Annotated in this window: 1 pseudogene; it reads left to right on the forward strand. The window is 66.9% G+C overall.

The features are described from left to right. Nucleotides 1–284: pseudogene (locus tag EN853_RS33670) on the forward strand (endonuclease III); the annotation flags it as partial.

The raw sequence follows: 284 nt of genomic DNA on the forward strand, positions 1-284 counted from the left end.
TGCTGCAGAAGTACGGCGGCGAAGTGCCGCGCGACCGCGAAGCGCTGGAAGCGCTGCCCGGTGTCGGCCGCAAGACCGCCAACGTGGTCCTCAACACCGCGTTCGGCGAGCCGGTGATGGCAGTGGATACGCATATCTTCCGCGTCTCCAACCGTACCGGCCTGGCCCCCGGCAAGAACGTGCGCGAGGTGGAAGACACGCTGGTGAAGGTGATTCCGGCCGAGTTCCTGCTCGACGCGCATCACTGGCTGATCCTGCACGGCCGCTACGTGTGCAAGGCGCGC

It is taken from the genome of Mesorhizobium sp. M1C.F.Ca.ET.210.01.1.1 (assembly GCF_004791585.1).
Lineage (GTDB): Bacteria > Pseudomonadota > Alphaproteobacteria > Rhizobiales > Rhizobiaceae > Mesorhizobium.